This is a genomic window from Methanococcoides burtonii DSM 6242, from assembly GCF_000013725.1.
GTDB lineage: Archaea > Halobacteriota > Methanosarcinia > Methanosarcinales > Methanosarcinaceae > Methanococcoides > Methanococcoides burtonii.
The window spans coordinates 2,017,100-2,034,822 of record NC_007955.1 but is presented as its reverse complement, the minus strand read 5'-3'; the positions used below and the strand labels follow the sequence as shown (position 1 = coordinate 2,034,822).

The 17,723-nt window shown below is 43.5% G+C and carries 15 protein-coding genes; 6 read left to right on the top strand and 9 right to left on the bottom strand.

Going from position 1 to position 17,723, the window contains the following annotated elements; translation table 11 throughout:
• Positions 1–5: 5 nt before the first annotated feature.
• Positions 6–1,238: a signal peptide peptidase SppA gene (gene sppA / locus MBUR_RS10010; protein ID WP_011499960.1), complete on the bottom strand. Its 1,233-nt coding sequence runs from the start codon at positions 1,236–1,238 to the stop codon at positions 6–8.
• Between the two features lie 132 nt (positions 1,239–1,370).
• On the opposite strand from sppA, the gene metG reads away from it, so the two are divergent.
• Positions 1,371–3,425, top strand: coding sequence for a methionine--tRNA ligase (metG, locus tag MBUR_RS10005; protein ID WP_011499959.1), 2,055 nt, complete (start codon positions 1,371–1,373; stop codon positions 3,423–3,425).
• Between the two features lie 37 nt (positions 3,426–3,462).
• Here metG and cyaB read toward each other — a convergent pair whose 3' ends face one another.
• From cyaB to MBUR_RS09980, 5 genes are read right to left on the bottom strand one after another with little or no spacing between them, the layout of a single operon-like run.
• Positions 3,463–3,978 carry a class IV adenylate cyclase gene (cyaB, locus tag MBUR_RS10000; protein ID WP_011499958.1) on the bottom strand — a complete coding sequence of 172 codons (516 nt, stop codon included), beginning with the start codon at positions 3,976–3,978 and terminating at the stop codon, positions 3,463–3,465.
• On the bottom strand, positions 3,965–4,366 hold the full coding sequence (locus MBUR_RS09995; RefSeq protein WP_011499957.1) for a Zn-ribbon domain-containing OB-fold protein: 402 nt from the start codon (positions 4,364–4,366) through the stop codon (positions 3,965–3,967). The genes cyaB and MBUR_RS09995 overlap by 14 nt, the downstream gene beginning before the upstream one ends.
• Before the next feature lie 5 nt (positions 4,367–4,371).
• Complete coding sequence (locus MBUR_RS09990) at positions 4,372–5,544, bottom strand: thiolase domain-containing protein (protein ID WP_011499956.1); 1,173 nt, start codon at positions 5,542–5,544, stop codon at positions 4,372–4,374.
• A gap of 10 nt (positions 5,545–5,554) precedes the next feature.
• On the bottom strand, positions 5,555–6,604 hold the full coding sequence (locus MBUR_RS09985) for a hydroxymethylglutaryl-CoA synthase (protein WP_011499955.1): 1,050 nt from the start codon (positions 6,602–6,604) through the stop codon (positions 5,555–5,557).
• A gap of 56 nt (positions 6,605–6,660) precedes the next feature.
• Positions 6,661–7,401, bottom strand: coding sequence for a helix-turn-helix domain-containing protein (locus tag MBUR_RS09980; protein WP_011499954.1), 741 nt, complete (start codon positions 7,399–7,401; stop codon positions 6,661–6,663).
• Between the two features lie 122 nt (positions 7,402–7,523).
• On the opposite strand from MBUR_RS09980, the gene MBUR_RS09975 reads away from it, so the two are divergent.
• The 4 genes from MBUR_RS09975 to MBUR_RS09960 all read left to right on the top strand — a co-directional run bounded on the left by MBUR_RS09975 (position 7,524) and on the right by MBUR_RS09960 (position 13,062).
• On the top strand, positions 7,524–8,342 hold the full coding sequence (locus MBUR_RS09975; RefSeq protein WP_011499953.1) for a CRISPR-associated protein Cas4: 819 nt from the start codon (positions 7,524–7,526) through the stop codon (positions 8,340–8,342).
• Positions 8,343–8,393: 51 nt separating this feature from the next.
• On the top strand, positions 8,394–10,295 hold the full coding sequence (locus MBUR_RS09970) for a phosphoadenosine phosphosulfate reductase family protein (protein ID WP_011499952.1): 1,902 nt from the start codon (positions 8,394–8,396) through the stop codon (positions 10,293–10,295).
• Positions 10,296–10,370: 75 nt separating this feature from the next.
• Entirely contained in the window at positions 10,371–11,987 is a 1,617-nt protein-coding gene (gene purH, locus MBUR_RS09965; RefSeq protein WP_011499951.1) for a bifunctional phosphoribosylaminoimidazolecarboxamide formyltransferase/IMP cyclohydrolase, read from the top strand.
• 289 nt (positions 11,988–12,276) lie between these two features.
• Entirely contained in the window at positions 12,277–13,062 is a 786-nt protein-coding gene (locus MBUR_RS09960; RefSeq protein WP_011499950.1) for a helix-turn-helix transcriptional regulator, read from the top strand.
• Positions 13,063–13,078: 16 nt separating this feature from the next.
• Here MBUR_RS09960 and MBUR_RS09955 read toward each other — a convergent pair whose 3' ends face one another.
• The gene (locus MBUR_RS09955; RefSeq protein WP_011499949.1) at positions 13,079–14,002 is read right to left on the bottom strand and encodes a UbiA family prenyltransferase; all 924 of its coding nucleotides are present in this window, start codon (positions 14,000–14,002) and stop codon (positions 13,079–13,081) included.
• A gap of 284 nt (positions 14,003–14,286) precedes the next feature.
• On the opposite strand from MBUR_RS09955, the gene MBUR_RS09950 reads away from it, so the two are divergent.
• A complete protein-coding gene (locus MBUR_RS09950; protein ID WP_011499948.1) occupies positions 14,287–15,654 on the top strand; it encodes an MATE family efflux transporter in 1,368 nt (455 codons plus the stop codon).
• 1 nt (position 15,655) lies between these two features.
• Here the strand turns inward: MBUR_RS09950 and MBUR_RS09945 are convergent, their stop codons facing one another.
• A complete protein-coding gene (locus MBUR_RS09945; protein WP_048063365.1) occupies positions 15,656–16,510 on the bottom strand; it encodes a class I SAM-dependent methyltransferase in 855 nt (284 codons plus the stop codon).
• A gap of 208 nt (positions 16,511–16,718) precedes the next feature.
• Positions 16,719–17,660 (bottom strand): IS5-like element ISMbu1 family transposase, encoded by a 942-nt coding sequence (locus MBUR_RS09940; protein ID WP_011498312.1) that lies wholly within the window; start codon positions 17,658–17,660, stop codon positions 16,719–16,721.
• Positions 17,661–17,723: the final 63 nt, after the last annotated feature.

Below are 17,723 nucleotides of genomic sequence, written 5' to 3'. Positions count from 1 at the left end.
TTACATCATTCGATCAAATATCCCACCGGACTTTCAGTATAATAACTCGCTAACTGCTCTGCAGCCTGTGAGGACATCGTTTCTTCCGAACCGAACAGTATGCTTGAAAGAGATGGTTTGTTGATATAGTACACCAAATGTTCACCCTCTATACCACCAAGTTCAGCCGCTGCATCAATGGCATCATAGAAATTACCAAGCTCGTCCACAAGACCAATCTTCTGCGCTTCCTTACCAATATAGATACGACCATCTGCGATGTCCTTTACCTCACTTTTTGTCATATTACGGTTTTCTGCAACACTTGTAATGAACAGATCATAGACATCAAGCACGACATTGTCCACATATTCTTTCTCTTCTGAGGTAAGTCCCCTCCAGTCACCACCCACATCCTTGAATGAACCTAATTTGGAGACATAGAACTCAATACCTTCTTCATCATAGAACTCAGACCTATTGGTATAGACACTGATAACACCGATACTTCCAGTGGTAGTGGAAGGATTTGCAACAATGAGATCAGCAGGTGCAGAGATGTAATATGCAGCACTTGCAGCCACATCACCCATGGAGATTACCACAGGGACACCCATATCCTGCACCCTCTTGATCTCAGTGACGATCTCTTCTGCAGCTACAGGAGAACCACCGCCACTATTCACCCTAAGTACTATAGCTTTTACACTATCATCATCGGTTGCTTTACGCAGACTGTTACAGACATCTTCAGAAGTAGCATAACCAAAGCCAGAGGGGAGGTTTCCGGTCAGCATAAACCCCTGCACATATATAACTGCAACCTTATCGTCGGTAGTATAGATGTCCCCACCAAATGACATATAGATAACTGCGAAACTGCCGCCTATAATTAACATCAGCACTGAGATGACCGCAATATATTGCCATTTGCGGTCCTTCTTTTCAGGAGGTGCGTACCGGGGCAGTTCCCTGGATGACATCGGTTCATTTCCATATGGAACCCTTTTATCCCCCACATCCACGTAAGGGACCTTCTTCACAGGACCAGCATCCAAGGGTTCGGAAGTTTCTACAACCACATTGTCCACAGAACCTCCTTGTTCATGCACATTGTCCAGTATCTCCGTATATTCAGGCTCCGGCGAATATTCCAATGCACCAAGATCGGGAGTAACCAATATGGATTCCTCAAGGAGCTCTTCCATAAGCTCATTTTTATCCTCATTCTCATTTTCTGGATCTGTGTTATAGCTCATCCAACACCCCTAATATATATTGTAAATTGTACCTGACCATTCAAAAAGCTTCTCTTATGGACACATATAAGCGAAATATATTTTACGATTGCACACTATGCAAAAGAAAACTAATGATCATGGAGACCAATAATGTCCAAATTCCCATCAGAGAAACCAGTTCTTGTCACATGCGGACTGCCTTATGCCAATGGAAAGGCGCATGTAGGCCATTTACGCACCTATGTTCCCGCAGACATATTCACAAGGTCCTTAAAAAAGACAGGACAGGAAGTCACATTCGTTTGTGGTTCCGATACACACGGAACTCCCATAGTGTTCAATGCAGAGGAACTTAAAACGACGCCTACCGAGATCATAAAGGTATATCACAAACACTTCGATGAGATCTTCAAGAAAATGGGGGTCATGCTCGATGCATTCGGCACCACAGATGACCCCACCAACCATAACCGTACAACCGAGATAGTGAGCAAACTCATAGAGAACGGTTATGTTTACCCAAAGACCATCGAGATAGCATACTGCCCTTCCTGCGACCGTTCCCTTCCGGACAGGTACGTAAAAGGAACATGCCCTCACTGCAAAAAAGAAGCAAGAGGAGACGAATGCGACCAGGGTTGTGGAAAGCATCTTGAACCGGGAGAACTTGAACATCCCGCCTGTACCACATGCAACGGACCTGCTGAATATAAACAACAAGAGCATTTCTTCTTCAAGCTTTCACAGTTCAAGGATTTCCTTTTGGAATATCTTGAAGGGCTTGGCGGAACACTCAATGCAAGAAATTATGCCCTCGGCTGGGTAAAGCAGGAACTTACAGACTGGTGCATCACAAGGAGTCTCGATTGGGGAATCAAATTCCCGGGACATGAGGACCTTGTGGTCTACGTCTGGGTGGATGCACCTATCGGATACATCGCATTTACAGAAGAATGGGCAGAAGCAAATAATGAGAGCTGGGAGAAGTTCTGGAAAGATGACGGAAGTATCATCCACTTCATCGGAGGGGATATCATCTACCACCACTGCATCTTCTGGCCTGCAATGCTCAAAGGTGCCGGATACAATCAGCCGGATGCAGTCGTCGCTTCAGGAATGGTAAAGATCGAGGACAGGACATTCTCCAAGAGCCGCGGATATGTTGTCTGGGTGGACGAGGATTACCTTGACCACGGATTCCACCAGGACCTGCTACGCTACTATCTTGCAAGTTATACATCACATACAAAGGAGCTCAATTTCTCATGGAAAGTGTTCCAGGACAAGGTAAACACCGAACTCGTAGGTGTTTTCGGGAACTTCCTGTACAGGACACTGCTGTTCACACATAAGAACTTTGGAGAGATACCGGAAGGAGAGGTAAAACAGGACATCCTTGACGAGATCAACACGACCATTGAAAATGCAAAAGAGGCCATGGAGAACTACGAGTTCAAGAAATATGCGGACACTGTAATGGCACTTGCTTCATACGGAAACACATATTTCCAGTCGAATGAACCCTGGAAGCTCATAAAAGAGAACAAGGAAGCATGTGGAGAAATTGTCAAGAACTGTGCCCAGATCACAAAAGCACTCTGTCTGCTCTTTGAACCCATACTTCCGGAAAAGATGGAAGAGGCATGGAAACAGATAGGCATGGAAACAGACGTCCATGAAACAAATTATATGGAAGCCACTGAACTCGTAAAGAGTGGAACCACACTTGAAAAACCATCCATCCTCTTTGAGAAGATAGAAGATGAGAAGACCGAAGAGATGGAAGCCATATCTGCTGCAAGAGTAAAGGAAGCAATTGCAAAGGAAAATGGCACAGAAGAAGTAGAAGAAGTAAAAGAAATAGAGGAGATGAAAGATTTGATCACATTCGACGATTTCTCAAAACTGGATATACGCATTGGAACCATCGTATCCGCTGAAGCTATCAAAAAATCAAAGAAATTGCTAAAACTTCAGGTGGACCTGGGGGAAGAGGAAACACGCCAGATAGTTGCCGGCTTAAAAGAATCCCATGAGCCTGAACAGCTTATAGGAAAACAGGTCGCTGTCCTCACCAACCTTGCACCTGCAAAACTTTGCGGTGTCGAATCCAATGGAATGGTACTTGCTGGAGTGGATGCTGCGGATAATGCCATCCTTTTGCAGCCGGAAAAGGAAACAAATCCAGGTACCTGCATACACTGAAAAAATGAGGGGGACTTCCCCCTTTAACAAAATTAACTCAATCCATCAGCATCTCAAGATAGGATGTCCTGATGGAATCCTCTTTTTTTATGCCCATGCTTTCAAGGAACTCGAACAACCGTTCCCTATGAGCTTCAATGTCCGAATCCGCAACAAGTTCAACTTCCACGAATTCGCCGAGACCTTCGACATTATCAAAACAGATCGTTATTTCGTCGAATTTGTAAATATCACGCGTCTTTTTCACGACACCTGACTCAAAAAAACCAAGTGCATTGAGGATGCCCCGGGCGGCCACACCATCCACCGGAGTCTCAAATTCCTCTCGCGTCTTGGAAACCTCATCGAGCTTCTTGCCCTTATAGGTCATGCGTGTGCCACCATCGACACTACGCAACCTCAATGCTTCGTCCGTTTTGGCAAAATCACGATGAGGTGAATTGTAGTACACATCAACGTGATCTTCCGTACGAACTTTTTGCGCACCGAGCTTTATTACCCTGTCCTTTACAAGGGCATGTTCGGCGCGCACTTTGATTTCAATTTCGATCATTATCCGGGACGTACTTCGTTCCGTAATAGATTATACCCTTGTCACCGCTCTCACCGAGCTTTCTGAACACAGGCTTGACCCACATACCAATGGAAACTTCCTTTGGATCACAAACCACCTGACTTGTGAACCTTGGACCTTCATCCAGTTCGATAATGGCAAGCGCATATGGTGCCTGCATTTCAAATCCTTCTGCTGCAGTGTGAATAATGGTGTAGGTCACCACCTTGCCCGGACCAGCGAACTTGTAAGCCTCGATATCTCCATGACGTCTGCATTTCGGACAAACATTTCGTGGTGGATAATAGTGTGTATCACAGGTCTTGCAGTGTGTTCCCACAATATTGTACCTGTTGATCTGCTTTCTCCAGAATCTTGCTACAGACATTCCAATCACCTCTTCCTCGCTAAGATGTTTACAACTGCTGTCGCGCCGGAACCTCCGACATTATGGGTCATTCCAACCTCTGCGCCATCAACCTGACGAGGACCTGAATCCCCACGAAGTTGCTGTGTGACCTCTACGAGCTGTTTGATACCAGTAGCACCGACCGGATGACCACATGCTTTCAGGCCACCGGAAGTGTTCACAGGGATCTTTCCGCCAATAGCAGTCTCACCATCTTCGGTCATCTTACCGCCCAGACCTTTCTTTACAAAGCCAAGGTCTTCGATAGCACATATCTCTGCAATCGTGAAACAGTCGTGAACTTCCACAAGATCGATGTCCGCAGGGGTCATCTTCGCCATCTCATAAGCACGCTTTCCTGCAACTACGGATGCATCCAGCGTTGTGATGTCACGGCGGTCATGCAAAGCAATTGTATCGCTTGCCTGTGCTGTCGCCTTCACATAGATAGGAGTGTCAGTGTACTCGTGTGCGATATCCGCAGGAGCAAGTACCAATGCTGATGCACCGTCTGTGATAGGTGAACAATCGAATATGTGCAATGGGTCAGCCACCATGATAGAATTAAGGACATTGTCTATGGTGATACGACTCTTGTACTGTGCAATAGGGTTCATTGATCCATTCTGGTGGTTCTTCACAGCAACTGCCGCAAGCTGTTCACTTGTGGTACCGTACTGATGCATGTGCATCTTTGCTATCATTGCATAAAGACCCGGGAATGTCGCACCCATGATGCCTTCCCATTCGCGGTCTGCTGCTGCTGCCAGTGCTGCTGAAGCTGCCGTTGCTGAAACATCGGTCATCTTTTCCACGCCTGCTGCCATCACAAGGTCCTCGTGACCGGAAGCTACTGCCATTACAGCCTGCCTGAACGCAAGACCGCCTGAAGCACATGCTGCCTCGACACGTGTGGATGGAATGTGAAGGTCTAAGGAAAGACCGGAATAATCAGCTATCAGGGCACCAATGTGCTCCTGTTCTACAAACTGTCCTCCGCTCATGTTACCAACGTACATACCATCCAGTTTTTCACCGGAGATACCAGAATCCTCAATCGCTCCGACACCTGCTTCGACAACGATGTCCCTGAAGGATCGATCCCACATCTCACCGAAATTTGTGTTCTTAACACCAATAATTGCTACGTCTCTCATATCAACACCCTCATGCAAGCCTTATCTTACCTTTGTGTTTGGCATACATTGCATAATCCATATAGACAGGATCTTTCAAAAGATCTAGGACCTTTGGCGCAGCATCACGGACCTCATCGATCTTGTCGGTCACTCTGAAACTGAACGCATCTCCGCCTGCACCGGAACCGAATGCCGTTGCAAATATCCTGTCACCCGGTTTTGCCTGGTCGAGTGTTGCGGCAATACCCATCATACATGAACCGGAATATGTGTTCCCAAGCCATGGAACTACCAGACCAGGCTTGATCTGCTCTTTAGTGAAGCCCAGCATCTTTGCCACCCTTGAAGGGAATTTTCCATTTGGCTGGTGGAAAACAGCATAGTCATAATCAGAAGGTTTTGTGCCCATCTTTTCCATAAGACCGTTTGCAGCCCCGGTCACATGCTTGAAATATCCAGGCTCGCCTGTGAACCTGCCGCCGTGTTCCGGATATGGCATACCTTCACGTCTCCAGAAGTCAGGAGTATCAGTGGTAAATGAGAATGTGTCTTCGATAACTGCTATCATCTCAGATTCCTTGTTACCGATAATATAGGACACCCCCCCTGCTGCTGCAGTATATTCCAGTGCATCTCCCGGAGCGCCCTGAGATACATCGGCACCTATGGCCATCCCAAGGTCCACCATTCCACTACCGACCAGTCCCATACATGCCTGCATAGCGGCAGTACCTGCCTTACATGCAAACTCGAAATCCGCAGCAGTCAGCACAGGAGTTGCTTCAATGGCTTCAGCAACGATCGTACTGGTGGGTTTTACAGCATAAGGGTGACTCTCAGAACCCGTATAAACGGCCCCTATACGCTTAGCATCAATATTGTTGCGTAAAACTGCAGACCTTGCAGCTTCTACTGCAATGGTCGCAGTATCCTCATCCAGGTCAGGAACTGATTTTTCATATACCATCAGACCTGCACTGAGAATATCCGCATCATCTCCCCATACGCGGGCAATATCTTCTACTTTTATCCTGAATTTAGGGATATAAGCACCGTAAGAAACAATTCCTACACTCATAAATCATTCACCTGTTTATATGTTCAAGTTTTTCAAAATCGTTCTCAAGGCAATCATTATTCTATCACATGATACTGGCTGTACTTTTTCAGCACTTCGACCAGCTCATCAATGTCCATCGTAGTTGCGAGAAGTGGTATCCTATCGATCTCAGCCATTTTTTTTGCCATCGGATCGACCTGACCACCACGGATTCCATGGATAACAACCGCTCCCGGTTTAAGATTCGTCACACGAATCGCTACCATTGGCGATTTTCCAGTGGACACCTTGGTGAATATCAATGCACGTTCGGTACTCCACCCATAGAGTTTCTGGAACTCATGGGAAGAAAGCTCAAGAATAGCCTTCTTACTATCTACTACCGTAAAACCGTAAAGTGGTTTTTCCACGCCTTTGTTCACAACATCCGCTTCTATCAGGGTTGCAAGTTTGGCAAGCTGTATAGGATATGTATATTCATATGTAGCATAAACTGCCTTAGCGCCCGGATCAGCATAAAGCATGCCTTCGTAGCTGTGTATCTTCTGTCCGCCCTTTGAAGTATCGATATCCAAAAGAGCAGCGACTATCTTGCTGACAATAAGGGTTCCTGGAGACTTTCGCCGTCCACTTTCATAATCACTAATGACAGAAGGAGATACTTTCAGATAGCCTGAGAGATCAGTCTGAGCAATTTCGAAATTAAGTCTCCATTTTTTCAGAGCCTCACCAGGTTTCTCGGACAAGGTGATCTCGCCTGCCATTTTTTCAGCTAGACGCTGACGAATATTTTCATTGGCCATATCTTTGGTCATGCTTCAATAAACTAGATGAGTGTCACATATATATAGGTACCGAACCGCCGTTCGACAATTGTCGAATAAAACTTATGATAAGGTTCAACTATTTATAAAATGCCGATAATCTGATATAAACTATGTCCATTGCAGATCTGAAATTACATGCTAATGTATCAGAACTTCTTCTGTACTTAAAGTGTCCCAGACAAGTATATTATACATACAGAGAGCAGACGCTTATGCCAAACATCAGTTCAGGATATATTGAACACATGATGTTAAAGGAACTTGCTATGGGATATGCAGATGTTGTCAAAAAAGCTAAGCCCACAAAAGAAAGTATTTTAGAAGAACTTAGTGCCGAATTTAAACGTGTGAAGGACGAACTTGATTTTATCTATTCTACTGAGTTGAAAAATGTCCAATTTAATGTGATAGAAACTGCTCAAAAAAATGTCTTTGACTTACTCGATGATATTGCAACAAATATTTCAGATGCAATTATCAAAAGCAATAAAGATGAAGTCATACAAAGTATAGTACACCATCGAACAGAACCGGTGCTTCACTCCGAAAGATTGAAACTGACAGGCATTCCTTCTGCTATAGTACAATATAACGAAAAGATGGTGCCGCTCACTATCAGAACAGGAAAATGTCCGGAAAAAGGCGTTTGGGGGAACGATAGACTACATATTGCAGCCCTTTCAATGCTGGTAGAGGAAAACGTTGGAGAAACTGTTGAATTCGGCTTTGTGGAATATGCAAAGGAAGGAAAGATACGAAAAGTGAAAGTCAGACCTGAAGACAGGAGACAGGTGCTTAAGATACGCGACCGCGTTGACAAAATAAAGGACGGATATCTGCCCGAACGTAAGGAAGGGAAGATCTGCGAACATTGTAATTTCACACAGTTCTGCACGACCAAGTCCACTCTTGCTTCCAAATTTTTCTAATTATCCTAACACCCAACACCTATTTATGTATTCTTTTAGTGTCCATCTACAATGTCAAAACCTGTATATCTGGGAAAAATGCTTCTGCACTGGTGTAAAGACTGTAATGTGCCTGTACTCGGGAAAAAATGCAGTTGCGGCAATACAACTACGAAAGTGGAAGTTACGCCTCCTGGTGACATCCGGCCAGCATTCCAATATGATATAGACAATATAAATGCGGTCTCATTGGAACAGTTCAATGCACCCCTGATACCGGAAGGGCACTTAGCTGTACTAAACAAAGCACCCTACGATGACAGGATGGAAGAAATAATCGTTGATGGAGAGGTCCTTGCAAGTTTCCGTTTTGAAATGGATAGTCTGAAGTGGGTACTCCTGCCAAGACTGGCCGGTGCAAGACGCCTTTTTGAAGGAAAGGACCTGAAAGAAATGAAGGGCTGGGTAGTGCTCGATAGTGGTGCAGTCAGTTTTATCCTGAAAGGAGCAAGCGTACTGGTTCCGGGGATCATAGATGCCGACCCACAGATACAGGTGTCTGACGAGACAGTTGTACTTACCCCCGAAGGCGAGATCATTGCAGTCGGAAGAGCACGCATGAGCGGTCCAGACATGATCGAACACAAAAAGGGTGTTGGCGTCAAGAACAGATGGAAAGGCAAACCTGAAAGGATAGATGTGCCCGAAGGCGGACAGAAATGGGATGATGCGGTCAACGCAAATTCCAAGATACTTGAACACTTCGAAGATAAAGCACACCAATTCATCAAGCATACTAGTAAAACTGTGAACCGACCTGTAAGCGTATCCTATTCAGGAGGAAAGGACAGTCTTGCAGTATTACAGCTTGTCAGTGAGTGCCTTGATGATTACGAACTCCTTTTCGCGGATACAGGACTTGAGTTCCCTGAGACCATAGAGAATGTGAAGGAAATAGTGGAACATTATCAGCGTCCCCTTAGGACAAAGGACGTAGGAGAAGCTTTCTGGGAATCTGTAGGGGACTTCGGACCCCCGTCAGTGGAAGCACGCTGGTGTTGCAAGGTATGTAAACTTGGACCGATCTCACAGATAATCAATGACAATTATGAAGATGGATGCCTTACTTTTATCGGGCAGAGAAAGTACGAGTCCGCTGCAAGGGCCAACAGTGAACGTGTCTGGAAGAACCCGTGGGTAGGCAACCAGATCGGAGCGTCACCCATACAGGACTGGACAGCAATGCATGTCTGGCTCTATATCTTCAAGACCGGTGTACCCTATAATGTAATGTACGAGAGGGGATTCGACCGCATAGGATGCTGGTTATGCCCATCGTCCTCATTGTCAGACCTGTTCAGGCTGAAAGAAACACATCCGGAACTGGTAAAACGTCTTAATGACCATCTGCTTGAATATGCAGAGAAGATGGGACTTTCGAAAGAGTGGGTAGAGCACGGATTATGGAGATGGCAGACCCTGCCACCGGCTATTGCAAAAGTAGCAGAGGAAAAGGGAATCAATATCATACCAAAGAGTGATGTTAAAGGTGAGCTGAAATTCAGCGTAACCTCAGGATACAGACCATGCCGCGAAGGCGGAATGTCAGCGGAAGGCAGTTTCGGCATTGCATTAGATATGGAACTTCTGGAGACCACCGGAGTGCTCCGTGCTGCAGGCAAAGTTGCTTATATTGAAGGTGTTGCCTCTGTAAATCACGAAGATGACCGTGCACAAATATTCGCATCAGGCACAGTCACTGCAAGAGGTAATGATGAAAACGATGCAAGAGAGTTCATGACCCGGATCGAAAGGGCTGTAAGACGATCTTTGAAATGCATGGGTTGTGGAGTCTGTGTAGGAAAATGTCCTAAAAACTGCATCACCATCGAGGACGGCAAGGCGATCATAAGCAGCAAATGTATTCATTGTGGTGCTTGTGTTGAGATCTGCCCCGTGGTGAAATTTGGATGAACTTTGGAATTGACGGTCATAATGGCCAACCAGAACATTTATACAACATATATAACAATCTAAGTTGGTGATTTTTTGGTAAAAAGGGCACTGCTAAGCGTCTCAGACAAGACTGGAATCGTGGATTTCGCACGGGGACTAGAGCAACTGAACATAGAGATTATATCGACTGGCGGAACTGCGAAGATGCTTCGCGATGCGGGTATTGAGACGATCGACGTCTCAGAAGTTACCGGATTTCCTGAAATGATGGGAGGGCGTGTAAAAACACTCCACCCAAAAATACACGGCGGATTGCTGTGTATGAGAGGAGATCCCGAACATATGGGAGAAGCTGAGAAGGAATCTATTAAGCTTATCGATCTGGTAGCTGTCAATCTGTACCCCTTTGAGATAACAGTCTCGAAAGAAGGTGTGAACCTTGACGAAGCGATCGAGAACATCGATATCGGAGGACCAACCTTACTTCGTTCTGCCGCTAAGAACTACAAATCTGTAACAGTAGTATCAGACCCTGAAGATTATGGAGAGATCCTCAAGGAATTGAGATCATCCGGCACAGTCTCTGACACCACCCGCGAGAAACTTGCGGTCAAAGTATTCAGGTACACTGCAAATTATGACAGCAATATTGATACGTACCTGAGCAAGACCCTTCTCGATGAAGATGTCCTGCGTATGAACTTCACTGAGGGTACAAAGCTCAGATATGGAGAGAACTGGCACCAGGATGCTACATTCTATAAGGATGAGACAATTGTTGGTCCTGCACTTTCAAATGCAAAGCAATTGCATGGAAAGGAACTTTCATACAACAACTATGTAGATGCGGACAATGCCCTCCAGACCATCAAAGAGGTAGGGAACAGGAATCCCGCAGTTGCCATTGTCAAACACAATAACCCATGCGGACTGGCAACCGGTAACACTCTTTGCGAAGCTTTGGAGCATGCATGGGATGGTGACCCTGTATCAGCATTTGGTAGTATAATCTGCACCAATACCGTTTTCGACCTTGAATCCGCAGAGTTCCTTAAGGGTAAGTTCGTGGAGATCATACTCGCACCAGGATTCGAGCATGATGCCCTTGAATATCTGGAAGATAAGAGCTCAAATCTGCGCCTTCTTGAATTGCCACAGTTCAACGAAGCATTTGATACCGAGACCACATACAAATATGTGATCGGTGGAATGCTGAAACAGACAAGGAACATCGGGCTTTACGAGAAGTGGGACTGTGTTACTGAAACTGCGTACCCTGAAGAGAAACGCGGACTGTCCGAATTCTGTATTTGCGCCTGCAAGAGTACAAAATCCAATTCCGTGACACTTGCATACGAATACAAGGACGGATGCTACGTTATGATAGCAATGGGAGCAGGACAGCCAAACCGTGTTGATTCCATACGTAAACTTGCAGCAACAAAAGCAAAAGAGAACCTTGAGATAATCTACGAAAGGGAAAAACCAGACATGAGCTTCGAAGAATACTGGCAATCCATACTTTCAGAAGCGGTTATGGCTTCTGATGCTTTCTTCCCATTCGATGACAGTATAATCTATTCTGATGAAAGCAAGATAAGATACATACTTTCACCGGGCGGTTCCATCCGTGATGACGAGGTCATAGCTACTGCAAATCGTCTGAACATATCAATGGTGTTCACTGGAATGAGACACTTCCTTCACTGATCACCGCCTATGTGTGCGTTTTTGCACACATACTTTTTTATAGAACCCATTATTCCTTTCGAGCTATCGTCACATATTTACAATCGTAATTAGATAATTTTTAATTGTATATGTGGTGAAACGGAGAGTGTGAATTATTGGTACAAACTTATCGAGTGGAGACCATCAAAACTTAGAAAAAAAGAGTGAAGAAGCTTAAAAATACCCACGCATGTAACAATAAATATTTAAAAGGTGTTTCCAAAATTATAAATAGAATAGTTACACCAAAACTATGGAGCTGATGAAAATGAAATCAAGTGGATTGTTAAGCGTCCTTACATTTTCAGAAAAACGAAAAGATCTTCTTTTTTTTATAGAAGAAGAACCCCGAACATTATCAGAAATAAGGGAACATTTCAATGTAAGCTCTCCAGAAATATCACCTAGAATAAAAGAGATGGAAGCTTCGAACTTTATATATAAAGATGGGAAAAAATACTACATAACCCCTATCGGAAGAGTTGCATCAGGACATCTAAAACCATTGATATCCACTCTTTTTGCCATCGAAAAGAACGAAACGTTCTGGAAAGAACATACACTTGAAGGGATACCACAAAAGCTTCTTGATAAAATAAGTGCCCTTGGTGAATGCTCTGTTCATCAGGAAGGCCTGGAGAACATATATGACTCACATAAGAATTTCCTTGGCAACATCGCAGACTCAAGCGAGATATATGGAGTATCCACAATATTCATCCCAAGATATCCGGAATTCTTTGTCAGCCTCACCGAAAGCAATATCCCTACAGCTCTTGTTTTGACAAAAAATGTTTTCGAAAAAGTAAAGAACGAATACAAAGATGCACTGGAAACATATATGAACTCTGAAAATACAAAGCTTTACCTGATCGATGAAGCAAAGGTTGCTTTCGTTGTGACAGACCGGTTCTTTTCCATGTCATTATTTTTCAAGAACGGAGCATATGACCCGCAAAACGATCTGATAGGAAATGACAATGCTGCCATCAAATGGGGAAAAGAACTATTTGGACATTACAAAGAAAAAGCAAAAGAGATTATATCTCTTTAACCTTCGATCCACACTATCAAACCCCTATAATAGTCCTTAGACCTACGATCATACTAGATTCGCCATCAACAACGAACAGCCGTTTGTACAACCTGTTCTTTGACTCATTTTCAACTGGTGCTGCAAATCGATCGATACAAACAAGACCTGAGACAAAACTGTATACTAATACCATCGGTTCGTAGGCAACAAGACCGGTTATTATCAAGATAGACAACAGTGAATGAGAGAATAAGTGAATGCTCAGAAGTATATCACGTGTCCTTTGTTCACCAAGGCTTACAGGAAGCGTCTTTATTCCTGCCAGGGCATCGCCTTTGATATCTTTGAAATCATACACAGAAGAGTTTACGAAAAGCTTGATACCAAAATAGAGGAATACACCAAACACGGGCAACATGCTTTCTGCATACCAGCCTGCAATACCAGCAATAAATGCACCCCATGTTGTACCAACGACCAGATTCTTCACCCCGAGACCGCCTTTGAGCTTGAGATGGTGTTTTCCTACCTTGATACCTTTACTGTAAAGGAAACCGGTCATCAAAGGCAAAAAAGCAAGAAGCAATAAACCGTCACGGAACAAGAAATAAGCACCCATCAGGAATGTAAGCAGTGACACAAATAGTGCAATATCCCTTCTTGCCCCGGTAAGCTCAGACCGGTTAACTGCATCTTCTTCAGAATCAAGTGCACGATCAAGGGTGTAGACTGAATATACAACCAGTCCGCCACCTATACAGGAAAGGATATTGCATTGCAACTGCAGTAAGAGGAAAGCAATATAGATCCTTAAAGCACCAGAGACAGAGACCAGTGTAGAACTATTCAAAAGGTGCAGAGTTGGCCACAGACTTGAAATATCAGGGAAATGATATGAATTTTCATTGTTTTTCGGAAATCTGACATTATCTATTGAGGAAATTGTTTTATCACCCATAGATATAAAGTTGAACAACTCCCTGATATTATTGATGTAGTATAGTATTATACTATTAAGATAACCTTGAATTTCCAGTTGACATAGATCCAATATCAGTGTATAACTGTCCAATTTTCTGATACAAACACGGAAAGAACAAAACCTTCAAACTCAGAGATAATTGGAGGATACAAATATCTACCTGATAAACTCACCCTTCTAAAACTCACATTAAAAAGATAAATACGGAACTGTTTTATAAGGTGTTTTCATTTCATCCCCAGACTTCTGAGGATATATCTATGAACGAGAGAGCCAGAATGTTATCGGAAGATAGCATTAAAAAGGTCCTTTTTAAACTTTCACTGCCTGCGACCATTGGAATGATAGTTCAAGCTCTCTATAGTCTTGTGGATACTATTTTCGTAGGGCAGGCACTTGGCCCGGAAAGTGTACAGGGAATTGCAGGTATAACCATTGCATTCCCGATTCAGATGATAATCATGGGAATAGCACTCACAATAGGCATAGGCAGTGCGTCCATTATCTCCAGAAGCCTAGGTGCAAAGATCCACGAACGTGCAGATATAGCACTCGGAAACGCTATAACTGCCATACTTGCGCTCAGCGTTGTTATGACAATATTAGGTATCGTGTACATTGAGCCCCTGCTAAGAATGTTCGGTGCCACAGAAACTATCATGCCTTTTGCATACGATTATACAAAGATAATCCTCTACGGCACGATATTCTTTGCATTTTCCATGACACTCAATAACATAGTTCGCGCGGAAGGGAATGCAAGGGTGGCCATGCTCACAATGGTAATATCGGCCGGGTTGAACATAATCCTTGACCCCATATTCATCTTTGGACTGAATATGGGAATAAAAGGTGCAGCTATCGCAACCGTAATTTCACAGGTGGTAAGTGCTCTCTTCCTCTTATATTATTTCGCAAAGGGAATGAGCAGTTTTAATTTCCACATTAAGCATTTCGTACCCCACCCCGAGATACTGAAAGAGATGGTCACCATCGGAACGTCCTCATTTGCAAGAAGTGCATCTGGCAGCCTCATGGTTATCGTGATAAACAATGTGCTTGCTGTTTACGGAGGAGATATTCCAATAGCAGTTTTTGGCATAGTTAACAGATTGTTCATGTTCACATTCATGCCAATGATAGGCATTGTACAGGGTCTGCAACCAATAGTAGGATTCAATTATGGTGCAAAGAACTATGCAAGGGTAATAAGTTCGACAGCACTAGCAATGAAAATAACTACATTGGTATCAATTGCAGGATTTTTGCTGCTCTTCATATTCCCAACTCAACTGTTCAGCATATTCACCACTGACCAAGAACTGATAGAAGCAGGAAAAGCAGCAATGAGGATAATGTCACTCGCATTACCCCTCGTTGGATTCCAGATAGTCGGAGCATCCATATATCAAACACTGGGAAAAGCAAAACCAGCATTTTTCCTATCAATTAGCAGACAGGTGCTTTTCCTGATACCTCTCGTACTGATACTCCCTCGGTTCTTTGAACTTCAGGGCGTATGGATGGCATTCCCGTTATCTGACGGACTGTCTTTTCTGGTGACCTTCGTCATGCTGGCAAAGGAATACAGCCTTTTCAAAAAAGACATGCATCCCGATCTGTCCTGAATTATTTGTGATCATCGGAAGCATTGTCCCACCACATCTTGACCCGCATAGTATCACCAAGATGCAGTATGGAACCATCTTCATCGACCGGAAGGATCTCTTTCAGATATTTCCCGAGTATTGAGACCTGGTCATCAGTATATGCCCTGTAATGCGGAATATAGTGTTTAACCGCTTCATCCATGGAAGAAAAGGTCATACTTCTCTGCATTGGGAACACCTCCATATTGGGAAATATACCCATGCCATAAAGGACATTGTACATGACATTGCATTTAGGGGAACTATAATATTCCTCATCATGCAGAGCAGGCCATATAGCACGGTATTGGTCATCCCAGGATGTTTCCCCTGCAAACCAGTAAACATAAACAGACCCACTGGAAACCGACTGTATCTTTTCGAACGTTTGCCTTATATCAGGTACATTCAGCGAATAAGAAGCAATGACTAGGTCAAATTTCCCGCCAAGTTCATCAATATTAATATCTTCCCAGCCTTTGTGAATACAATTGATGTTGCTTATGTCCAGCTCTTCGATATTTTCCTGCAATACGGACATCATCCCGTCCGAGGGTTCAACTGCCACCACTTCCCGAACACGTTTTGAGATAGGGATCGCAAGAGCACCGGGGCCGGAACCAATATCAAGAACACGAGAATCCGATTTCAGATCGAGCTCACTTAAAGTCTGTTCAATGCGGCCAGCACCCTTATTCTGTGACATTTCCCAATATCGTCTGGCATTTTCCTTACTTTCCCAGATATCGACTTTAGCCAGAGTTCCTTCGACCTCATTATAAAGCCTCATCTGCTCTTTCCAGACATCGTTCCAGTCAATGTTATTCAGATTCATAAGAAATTGAATTGAGCTCATATTTCATAAATGTTCTTAAAATCAGAAAGTTGTGGTTAGAAGAAATACATTAGAGAATTGCGATTAACTGCTGATTTTTTTCAAAGCAAATATTTCCAGCTAAAATTTTGAGCTTTTCTCTCTATTTCCAGCAGTTTGCTAGTATCTATTTATATACTTTCCAACTTTTTTGAATAGCTACCGCTATTCATCCTAATGATTTTCTTCTTATTGTCCTCAATTGATAGAGATTATAGCTGAATGCTGTAATCGCCATTTTGACATTTACTCTTGCCAACGTTGTTACTCTTACAAATCCTGACGTAAACACATTTTTGATAACAGCATAAGGTCTTTCTCCCTTTGCTCTTTTCCTGCTTATTCTTTTGTTTCTCATCTTATCCCTAATACCAATAGGGTGCCCTCGTACTCCCCTTTGCATAGTTGCATCATATCCTTTTGAAATTGCACCAAAGTAACCTCTATCTCTGTAAACAACTTCGCCTTCTTCAGAAAGATCCACCTGACTATCATGAACTGAGGCAGTAGTTGTCCTATATCTCCTTATCAGATCATATTCGGTATCTTCAATGGTATGTAGTTTATATCCAAAATGTGACTTAGATGCCTTTTTTGTCCATGTACCGTCCTTACATCTTCTGGTCTTTGCTTCATTTCCACGAGGAGTATCAAGATTTGCATGTCCTGGATCAGCATGTATAAATGTTGCATCCTGAATCATACCTTGCTTGATCTTCAGACCTTTCTTATTAAGTTGTCTTTGCATTTCATTCCAGATTTCATCTTCTTTTCCTGCCTGGGAAATTCGTTCTCTAAATGCCCAAACAGTAGTATGATCTGGAATTTTTGCAGGAAAGCCCAAGAATTTCCTAAAGGAAATTCTATCAGTAGCTTGTCTTTCAAGTTCAGGGTCAGATAGGCCATGCCATTGTTGCAATACTAACATTTTGAGCATGACGATTTCATCAACGTTTGGTCTGCCACCGAACTCTGTTTTATTGATATACATCTCTGCTATAATTGGACGAAATGGTTTCCAATCGATGAGAGATTCAATTTCAGAGAGCTTGTCACCGAGATTTTCAAGACGTTTGTACTCTTCTTTAAAAGCAAAGTTTGTTAAGGACATAATACAAAATTATTGTAATAGGTTATAAATATTGCTTCTGTTTGAGGGGTTTATCGGAATTCT

Coding starts and splice junctions, on each gene's coding strand:
- MBUR_RS09990 (WP_011499956.1), bottom strand. CDS start 5,544: ATGAGAGACGTAGCAATTATTGGTGTTAAGAACACAAATTTCGGTGAG.
- MBUR_RS09950 (WP_011499948.1), top strand. CDS start 14,287: ATGAACGAGAGAGCCAGAATGTTATCGGAAGATAGCATTAAAAAGGTC.
- MBUR_RS09960 (WP_011499950.1), top strand. CDS start 12,277: ATGAAATCAAGTGGATTGTTAAGCGTCCTTACATTTTCAGAAAAACGA.
- MBUR_RS09995 (WP_011499957.1), bottom strand. CDS start 4,366: ATGTCTGTAGCAAGATTCTGGAGAAAGCAGATCAACAGGTACAATATT.
- MBUR_RS09975 (WP_011499953.1), top strand. CDS start 7,524: ATGTCCATTGCAGATCTGAAATTACATGCTAATGTATCAGAACTTCTT.
- MBUR_RS09980 (WP_011499954.1), bottom strand. CDS start 7,401: ATGACCAAAGATATGGCCAATGAAAATATTCGTCAGCGTCTAGCTGAA.
- MBUR_RS09970 (WP_011499952.1), top strand. CDS start 8,394: ATGTCAAAACCTGTATATCTGGGAAAAATGCTTCTGCACTGGTGTAAA.
- MBUR_RS09955 (WP_011499949.1), bottom strand. CDS start 14,002: ATGGGTGATAAAACAATTTCCTCAATAGATAATGTCAGATTTCCGAAA.
- cyaB (WP_011499958.1), bottom strand. CDS start 3,978: ATGATCGAAATTGAAATCAAAGTGCGCGCCGAACATGCCCTTGTAAAG.
- MBUR_RS09985 (WP_011499955.1), bottom strand. CDS start 6,604: ATGAGTGTAGGAATTGTTTCTTACGGTGCTTATATCCCTAAATTCAGG.
- sppA (WP_011499960.1), bottom strand. CDS start 1,238: ATGAGCTATAACACAGATCCAGAAAATGAGAATGAGGATAAAAATGAG.
- MBUR_RS09940 (WP_011498312.1), bottom strand. CDS start 17,660: ATGTCCTTAACAAACTTTGCTTTTAAAGAAGAGTACAAACGTCTTGAA.
- metG (WP_011499959.1), top strand. CDS start 1,371: ATGTCCAAATTCCCATCAGAGAAACCAGTTCTTGTCACATGCGGACTG.
- MBUR_RS09945 (WP_048063365.1), bottom strand. CDS start 16,510: ATGAATCTGAATAACATTGACTGGAACGATGTCTGGAAAGAGCAGATG.